Here is a 10,023-nt window from a genome sequence, read left to right as displayed (position 1 = left end):
AGGAGATTATTAATTCCAAAATTTAACTATGAAAAAATACACTTATACAGAAGAAAAAGATACTCGAAGCGGTTTTGGTGCTGGTCTTGCCGAATTAGGAAGAACCAATCCTAATGTAGTGGCTTTGTGTGCGGATCTTATCGGTTCGCTTAAAATGGAAAAATTTATTGAGGAAAATCCAGAACGTTTTGTCCAAGTTGGAATTGCCGAAGCCAATATGATGTGTATTGCTGCGGGAATGACTATTGGAGGAAAAATCCCTTTCACAGGAACTTTTGCTAATTTCTCTACCGGTAGAGTGTACGATCAGATTCGTCAATCTATTGCTTATTCTGATAAAAATGTAAAAATTTGCGCTTCTCACGCTGGTTTGACTTTGGGAGAAGATGGAGCAACGCATCAAATTTTGGAAGACATTGGATTAATGAAAATGTTGCCTGGAATAACCGTAATCAATACCTGTGATTACAACCAGACGAAAGCGGCTACTATAGCCATTGCTGATTATGAAGGACCAGTTTATTTGCGTTTTGGAAGACCGGTTATCCCGGTTTTTACTCCAGCGGATCAAAAGTTTGAAGTTGGAAAAGCAGTAATGATCAACGAAGGAACCGATGTAACAATTGTTGCAACAGGGCATTTGGTTTGGGAAGCGATTTTGGCTGGAGAGGAATTAGAAAAATTGGGCATTAATGCCGAAATCATTAACATTCACACTATAAAACCTTTGGATGACGAAGCAATTTTAAAATCTGTGGCAAAAACAGGTTGTATTGTTACTTGTGAAGAGCATAATTATTTGGGAGGTTTAGGTGAAAGTATTGCAGGGTTATTGTCTTTAAATACACCAACACCGCAAGAATATATTGCTACTAAAGACACCTTTGGCGAAAGCGGAACTCCTGCTCAATTAATGGATAAATATGGATTGAATGCTGAAGCGATTGCAAAAGCGGTTCAAAAAGTAATACAAAGAAAATAAGAATAAAAATTTTCAAATGAGTAATAAACTAGCTGTTTTTACACTCAAAAACAGCAACGGAATGGAACTTGAAGTTTCAAATTTCGGTGCGACGATTATGAGTTTAAAGGTTCCCAACAAAAAGGGTTCTCTTACCAATGTGGTAGTAGGATTAGCCGACCTTAAAGATTATTTAACACCTCCTTATACAAATGTTACTTTGTTTTTGGGGAGTTCTATTGGTCGTTATGCAGGACGAATTTCTATGGGAAAATTAAAAATCCAAGGAAAAACGTATCCATTACAAAACATCAACGGTATTCATTTGCACGGAGGAACAGGTTTTGACAAAAAGTTTTGGAATTTGAAATCACAAACGTCAAATGCAGTTGTTCTAAACTATACAAGTCAACATTTAGAGGAAGGTTATCCTGGTGAGCTGGAAGTTGAAGCATTGTTTGAAATTACGGAGAATAACTGCTTAATAGTAAGTTATTCAGCAACTACAGATGAAGCTACTCCAGTGAATTTAACGTGTCATCCGTATTTTAATTTGAATGGAGATGGCTCTATTTTGGAACACGAATTATGGATTAATAGTTCTAAACATTTAGAAGTTGATGAACAATTAATTCCAACGGGAAGTATTTTAAATTCAAAAAGTACGGTATTTGATTATTCAAAATTATCAAAAATTAACAAACCAAATTTTAGGGGTTTTGATGATACATTTGTTATGGGAAATGGGCAATTAAAAGCTAAACTGAATTCCTCAAAAAACGGAATTGCAATGAATGTATATGCAAATGAACCTGCAATGGTGATTTATACACCAAAACAATTTCCAGAATTAAATTTTAAAAATCAATTAGGAGAAGGTGCTTTTCCAGCGATTTGTTTTGAACCTCAAAATTTTCCGGACGTACCTAATAACGATCATTTTCCAAATTCTATTTTGTATCCTAATGAAATATACAGCAATAAAATTGTTTTTGAATTTTCAATTTTTTAAATATATGTTTTACAAAAAATAATCAAATTTTCATCAGTTACTTTTTTGTAGGGATAGTTTTTAGAATTTAAATTGGTAAAATATCGAAAAACAATTCAACCGTTTGCGAATACGTTTTCGTAAAATATTTTATATTTGGATTTTAATTTTGATTATTAATAATTTTACAATGTTCCACAAGAAATATTTCTCCATTCTTTTACTTTTTTCTGTTGTTGTAAATAGTTTGTTTTCTCAAAATAAATTTGAAAACTACCAGTTTCGTATTGTCAAAGAGGGAGTTTCAAAAAGAGCCATTTACAGTATTGCACAAGATCGCTTTGGTTTTATGTGGATTGGAACAAATGGATCAGGGCTATATAAATATGACGGGGTCAATTATATCGCTTATGAATACGACTCTAAAATTCCCAATACAATAAGTAGCAATTTGATATATGCTATTTATGTGGACACATCCAATCGCGTTTGGGTTGGTACTGACGAAGGACTGTGTCTTTACAATCGTGACCGGAACACGTTTGAATCTATAGATCTTCAAAAAAAAATTAAAAAGGAACAGAAAACCGCAATTTCGGTCAGAAGTATTATTCAAGATACTAATGGGGATCTTTTTTTAGGGACTTTGAGTTATGGTTTCTTGAAGTTGAACATAAAGTCACGCCAAGTTTCGATAATCAAATCAGATGTTGCCGGCAGCACAAATTATTTGATTAATAGTCTTGTCAAGGATCGGAAGGGACGAATTTATCTGGGGACAAGTTTTGGACTAAAAACATTTGATCCCATAAAAAACGAAGTAAAAAAAGTAGTTGATGGTACAAGAAATAAATCACTTTCAGGATCTATTGAATCATTGTGTTTTGATTACCAACAGAATTTATGGATTGGAAGCGGATACAAAGGATTAATTAAACTAACTATTAATTCCAAAACTAAGCAAGCATTTTCATATCCAATTACAAGCAAAAGAATTTTGTCAATAATTGCTACTGATAATCAAACCATTCTTTGCGCGACTGAAAACGACGGTTTGATTTTAGTAAACGATCGCGGAGTTATTCAAACAAAATACGTAAACAGTAAATTTGATAGTCGAAGCCTTAAATCAAATTCTATTTGGGCATTGTATTTAGATAAAGAGAAGCGCATTTGGTTGGGATATTACAACAAAGGCCTTGGTGTTTTTGATAAATTGAATAGCAAGGTAGATGTGATCGAAAGTTTAGTCAGCAATCCAAAATCACTTCAAACTAATTCTGTTACTGGTGTTGTCAAAGATACTGATGGTCAGTTTTGGATCAGTATGGAAGGCGGTGGTGTTGATGTTTATAATCCTATTACAAAAGATTTTAAACACATCAATAAACTCGATAACTCGTATCGTTCGGGATTGAACAATGATAATATTCAAACTGTCTTCATCGACAAAAAACAAAATATTTGGCTTGGTAGCTGGAACGAAGGGATTTACTTTTTGAAAAAAGGTTCTAAAACATTTATTAATTTCAATACAAATAATTCACCCGGTTTAGTTTCTGATAGAATAATGAGTTTTGCTGAAGATTCCAAAGGGATTATTTGGATAGGAACTTTTTTGAAAGGACTGCATTATTTCAATCCTGCGGAAGGCAAATTTCATTATTGCAATTCGAAACCATTTGTTACAGATGGCGAAATAAATTCAGATATCAGAAAAGTAATGGTAGATTCTGATGACGCTATTTGGGTAGGAACTACAACGGGCTTATTTAAAGTAAAGTCGAATGATCTTATTACTTTTTCGGTACTATCTTTTAAAGATAAAATGTCAAAAAAGCTGAAAGATCACAAAAGCACCCATACCATTACTTCTTTATACGAAGCAAAAAACAAAGAAATTTGGATTGGAACTGACGGCGCCGGTTTATTTAGTTACAATCAAAAAAGCTCCCAGTTGCAATGGCATAACGAGTTTAAAGGATCTGTAGAAAAATCAATAGCCGCCATTATCGAATCCAATGATGGCTCGATTTGGTTAAGCGGAAAGACGGGAATTACAAAACTAGATTTAAAAAATAAAGAAACGGTCAATTATTCAACGGATGACGGTTTGTTAGTCAATGATTTTAATAACAATGCCGTGCAGAAAGATGAAAACGGCGTATTGTATTTTGGAAGTTACGAAGGCTTGAATTACTTTAACCCCAACAAAATAGTTAAAAGTAAAAAAGAACTTTCATTATACTTAACCGACTTTAAGCTTTTTAATAAATCGGTAAATCCTCTTGAAGAAGATTCGCCATTAACGAAGGTAATTTCACAAACAAAAAAAATCACACTTAAACACGATCAATCAGTATTTACTATAGATTTTATAGGTGTAAATTATGCTTTTCCGGCCAAAAATGAATATGCATACTATTTAGAAGGTGTCGAGAATGATTGGAATTATGTAGGCAATACTAGATCTGTGACGTACACCAGTTTAGCGCCTGGAAATTATATTTTTAAAGTTAAATCTGCCGAAAAAAATGGGATTTGGAATCAAAAACCATTGGAACTACAAATTGAAATTTTGCCGCCTTGGTGGAAAACTACTTTAGCTTATGTATTCTATTTTTTATTGGTTACCGCATCCATTTATTTCATAAATAAATATTTTCAAAACCGATTTATAGAAAAGCAAGCGATTCGATTTGAAAGACAAAAAGCAGTTCAAATAGAGAAACTCAATAACAAAAAACTACAATTCTTTACAAACATTTCCCACGAATTTAGAACGCCTTTGACTTTAATAATAAATCCGTTAGAGGATCTAATCAAAAATAAAAATTTGGGATTGCCCCCTGGAGTACTCAGCAAACTCGAAACTATTCATAAAAGTTCCGATAGACTTTCCAGACTTATAAACGAGTTGATGGATTTTAATAAACTTCAATTTAATAAAGTATCGCTCCAAGCACAACAAGTAGAAGTTGTTGGATTTACAAAAGATATCGTGAGTTATTTTGATGAAGAAGCGTCCAGCCGTGGCATTAATTTACTGTTTAAGTCTGACGAGGAAGAATTCTTAGATTGGCTCGATCCTAAAATGTTCGAAAAAATTGTTTTTAATATTGTTTCCAATGCTTTTAAAGTTACAGCCGATAATGGAACGATAAAAGTGAAGGTCAAAGCAAAACAGCAAATGATTAATTTCCCTGTAATAAGTATTGATCAGGATTTGGCTGGTTTTCAAGTATCAGTAGAAGATACAGGAGCGGGTTTGGACAAAAAAAACATTAAAAAAATATTTGATCGTTTTTATCAAGTTAACAATTTGAACAAAGCGTATTATGGCAGTACGGGAATTGGACTGGAAGTCGTTAGAGGGTTTGTTGAATTGCATAGAGGAAAAATTGAGGTTGAAAGTGAACTAGGAGTTGGTACAAAATTTACAATCTCTTTCCCTCTCGGAAAAGAATTTTTTACTGAAAATGAAATTACTCCGGAGGAATTTATAAGCGAGAAAAAAATAAATTTTGCTTCTAGAATTCAGCCTTCAGAAGCTGTTTTAGATTCTGTTGAACCAACAAATGAAATAATTCATACGATTCTAATTGTTGAAGATAATGCCGAATTGAGAAATTATTTAAAAAATGAATTAAAAAGATATTATAAAGTTCTCGTAGCCGAAAATGGTCAAAAGGGATATGAATTAGCGTTACAAAAACTACCTGATTTAATTTTGACGGATGTGATTATGCCTATTATGAATGGATTAGAACTGTGTAAAAACATAAAAAAAGATTTAAAAACCAGTCATATCCCTTTATTGATGTTATCAGCTAAAGCAATGATTAAAGATAAATTGGAAGGAATAGATTCCGGCGCAGATTTGTATTTGAGTAAGCCGTTTGATATGGATATTTTAAAATCCAGTTTGGCTCAGCTCATTACCAGCCGACAAATTATGTTTAATAAGTTCTATAATGGAATCACAAAAAACGCTAAAGCAAAAACAACTACACTCGACAATGAATTTATTCAAAAAACGCTGACTTTTATTAATGAAAACATCAGCGAATCTCATTTAAGTGTGGAATTATTGGCATCAAAAGTGTATCTTAGTCGAAGCCAACTTTACAGAAAAGTTAAAGCGCTTACAGGAGTTTCTGTAAATGAGTTTATTAGAAATGTGCGTTTAGAGAAGGCCAAAGAATTAATTGAATTGGGTAATAATAATATCAACGAAATTAGTTATGAGGTTGGTTTTACCTCTCCTTCTTATTTTACTAAATGCTACAAAACCAGATACGGCCATTTACCCACCCACATTAATTTTGATAGTGATGATTAATTAAATCAGTAGAAATAAAACTCAATAGCACCGCATAGTATGCCTATACTCTGAATCTAATATTTCGTTAATCTATCCTCTACAGATTTTCTTGCTTTAATCTACGTAATCTTTGCCTCAAAAAATTAGTTGAATAGAGTTAAAAGCGACAAGTTATTTAACCACACCGTCCAAAAATCGAACTAAATGAAATACAGCGATATTTTACTACAACCCCAAACTATTGTAAAGTCGTTTAAAGGTTAACATTATCAAAATCCTATAATTTTAGCATTTCCTTTAATGCAGTTATAGCGTAATAAAACAAAAATAAATAATGTGAAAATAGATTTTAAGTAGCAAAACACTTCATTGCTAAAAATGCCTTAGTTCAGGAGCGTATTGCTACAAATTTGCTAGATTTTGCTTCAATTGTGCTATAAAAATTTCAGCAAACAGTATATATTTGAATCGTAGATTGAATGCATGCAGCATTTTCAGATTATGATATTGTAATAGTAATATTAAATTGAGATGCTTTTATTTGCCATATATATACACTAACGATTTAAGGAAATTTGTTCCTGAATTTAACAAAAACAAATAAAAATTTTTATGAAAAAAAAATTAGTTAAAAAGCTATTATTTCTAATTGTAATTCTGTGCGGTAATTTATTTTACGGGCAGTCTATTAAAGGTGATGTAATGTCTAATGGGCAACCACTGCCTGGGGTCAATGTTTTAGTTAAAGGAACAACAAATGGCGTAGTCACAAATGCTGATGGTTCTTTTAGGTTAGATAAAGTGCCTTCCAACTCTAAAATTGTATTCAGTTTTATAGGATATATGACTAAGGAAGTTACTGCAGATAGTAAAAACGCGATGCAGGTTAGTCTGGTTGAAAATACGAACAATCTAAATGAGGTTGTAGTTATTGGTTACGGAACTGCCAAGAAAAAAGATGTAACGGGAGCAGTTTCTTCAGTGACTGCGAAATCCATAAAAGATCAACCATTTACTGGTCTAGATCAAGCGTTGCAAGGTAAAGTTTCAGGAGTAACAATAACCCAAAATTCAGGAACTCCTGGAGGTGGTGTTTCTGTAAGAATACGTGGGATTGCCTCATTATCGGGTAATGAGCCATTATATGTTGTTGATGGTGTTCCAATAAATGGAGGGGATGGAAACGATACTTTTAATTACAGTTCTCTCGGTGGAGCGAGCGGACAAACCAAGTCTAGTGCTCTATCAGCTATAAATCCTGCTGATATTGAATCAATGGACATTCTTAAAGACGCTTCAGCAACTGCTATTTATGGTTCCAGAGGATCTAATGGGGTAGTATTGATTACAACGAAGAAAGGTAAAAAGGGAAAGTCAATTATTACATTCGAATCGTATACTGGTATTCAACAAGTGTCACAATTTCTGGATGTTTTAAATCTAAAAGATTTTGCAAAATATAGAGCCAGTGTAAGTGCAGAATTGGGTCAGCAAAATCCGTATGAGTTTCAAAATCCTGAATTATTGGGAGAAGGAACAAATTGGCAAAAAGAAATTTTTAGAGATGCCGAAATTGCAAATCATCAACTGACAATAGCAGGAGGCAAAGACAATACCAGATATTACACATCAATAAATTATTTTGAACAAGATGGTATCGTAATTAATACAGGCTTTAAAAGATATTCGATACGCTTAAATTTAGATAGTAAAGTTAATGACTGGTTTAAAGTAGGAAACAATATGACAATTGCTAATACAAAACAAAAAATTGCATTTAACGACACTGAAGATGGCGTAATTAGTGCGGCGGTGTCACAGGGGCCGGATGTACCTGTACGATATTCTGATGGAACATTTGGTGGGCCGATAGAAGGGTTTGGTAATCAGGCTGCTCTTAACCCTGTAGCTACGGCATTATATAAGGGAAATGACGTTTCCATCTATAAAATTGTTGGCAGCCTTTTTGGAGAAATTTCATTCAGCAAGAGTTTGTCTTTTAAATCTGTTTTGGGATATGATTTTAATACATCAAATGTTTCTGTTTTTTATCCAGATATTCAAATTGGTGCAACAAATACCAGCAGTGCATCAGTAAAGGTACAGAGTCAAAACTTTTTCTGGACATTACAAAATTACTTTACCTATTCTAAGACTTTAGGTAAACATAATATCGTTGCCTTATTAGGTCAAGAAGCACAAGAATCTAAATATGAAGGTCTAGTTGGGACAAGAACCGGTTTTTTATCTAACGATATTACTACTCTTGGTCTTGGAGATGCCGCCAGCGCCACGAACGGAAATTACAAAGGAACGAGCAGTTTAAACTCTTATTTTACCCGTGTAAATTATTCTTTTGACGGCAAATATTTGTTAACGGCTACCTTACGTTCAGATTCTTCGTCAAATTTCGGTGAAGGATACAAAACTGGGTACTTCCCTTCTTTCTCTGCAGGTTGGGTACTAAGTAATGAGACTTTTTTCGAAGGTATCAAAGACGTGATAAACTTAGCAAAATTTAGAGCCGGTTACGGTGAAGTTGGAAACCAAAATATAGGAGGTTACAGATATGGCTCGTCAATTGTGAGTTTTCCTACTGCTTTTGGAACTGGATTTGCACAAGAGAACATTCAAAACCCAAAAGTACGGTGGGAAACAACCAAAGCATCAAATTTTGGGTTAGAAATAGGGCTATTTTCTGATGCCGTGCGATTAGAAGTTGATTATTACAAGAAGGTTTCCAGTGATTTTCTGTTTAATGAGCCAGTACCCGCGTACTTAGGAACCAATCCTCAACAGGGTAATTTAGGTCTCGGTGCCAAAGTAGTAAATCTTGGTGATATTGAAAATAAAGGCTGGGATGTGACCCTAACCACAAGAAATATTTCTAATGATAATTTCAATTGGAGTTCAACATTTATATTTTCAACATTCAAAAATAAGTTAACCTCTTTTGGAGATAATAATTCGGCAATTTTCAGAACCTTTCAGTTCAATAATACGTTGACAAAAACAGCAGTAGGATCACCTTTAGGTCAGTTTTACGGATATAAAGTGGATGGAATTTATACTTCTGATGAAGATATTGCAAATAGTCCAAAACCAGATAACGAAGTTGGAGCCAATGGTAAAGTATGGATTGGCGATATTAAATTTAAAGATATTAATGGAGACGGTAAAATTGACTCTAACGACAGAACAAATATTGGTAACCCAAATCCAGATTTTACTTTTAGTGTTCTCAACAATATGACATACAAAAGCTTCGATTTTTCAGCTATGATTCTTGGTTCAGAGGGTAATAAAATTTACAACTGGACTAGAAGATTGACCGAAAGTTTAGGCGGAATAGGCGGACCATATGCAAATCAAAGTGCAGTCGTGAATAACCGTTTTATAGACAATGTAAATGAAGATACAAATGTGCCACGATTTGTAAATGGAGATCCTAATGGAAATAGTAGAGTATCGGATCGTTTTGTTGAGGATGGCTCTTACATTAGGTTGCAGAATGTAACTTTTGGTTATACAATGCCCGAAGAGATAATTAACAAAACCAAATTCTTTAGTAGATTAAGACTATATATAACAGGTCAAAATTTATTTACAATCACAAAGTATTCGGGTCTAGATCCTGCTGTAGGTTCATTTAGTCAAGATGCACTGTTAACTGGTGTAGATAACGGTCGTTACCCTATCCCAAAAATATTTACATTCGGTATAAACTTAGATTTTTAATAAAAAAAA

Annotated in this window: 4 protein-coding genes; all 4 read left to right on the top strand. The window is 33.4% G+C overall.

Annotated elements, in window-relative coordinates:
- The first annotated feature begins 28 nt into the window (after positions 1-28).
- On the top strand, positions 29-982 hold the full coding sequence (locus RMO83_RS08940) for a transketolase C-terminal domain-containing protein (protein ID WP_310559335.1): 954 nt from the start codon (positions 29-31) through the stop codon (positions 980-982).
- Between the two features lie 16 nt (positions 983-998).
- Entirely contained in the window at positions 999-1,973 is a 975-nt protein-coding gene (locus tag RMO83_RS08935) for an aldose epimerase family protein (RefSeq protein ID WP_310559334.1), read from the top strand.
- A 169-nt stretch (positions 1,974-2,142) separates the two neighbouring features.
- Positions 2,143-6,294 carry a two-component regulator propeller domain-containing protein gene (locus RMO83_RS08930; RefSeq protein WP_310559333.1) on the top strand — a complete coding sequence of 1,384 codons (4,152 nt, stop codon included), beginning with the start codon at positions 2,143-2,145 and terminating at the stop codon, positions 6,292-6,294.
- Positions 6,295-6,888: 594 nt separating this feature from the next.
- Positions 6,889-10,014, top strand: a complete 3,126-nt coding sequence (locus RMO83_RS08925) for a TonB-dependent receptor (protein ID WP_310559332.1) — start codon at positions 6,889-6,891, stop codon at positions 10,012-10,014.
- The last annotated feature ends 9 nt before the right edge of the window (positions 10,015-10,023 follow it).

Origin of the sequence: Flavobacterium sp. (genome assembly GCF_031423415.1) — a bacterium.
Classification (GTDB): domain Bacteria; phylum Bacteroidota; class Bacteroidia; order Flavobacteriales; family Flavobacteriaceae; genus Flavobacterium.
The sequence above is the reverse complement of the archived record's forward strand: the minus strand, read 5'-3'. Positions and strand labels throughout refer to the sequence as shown.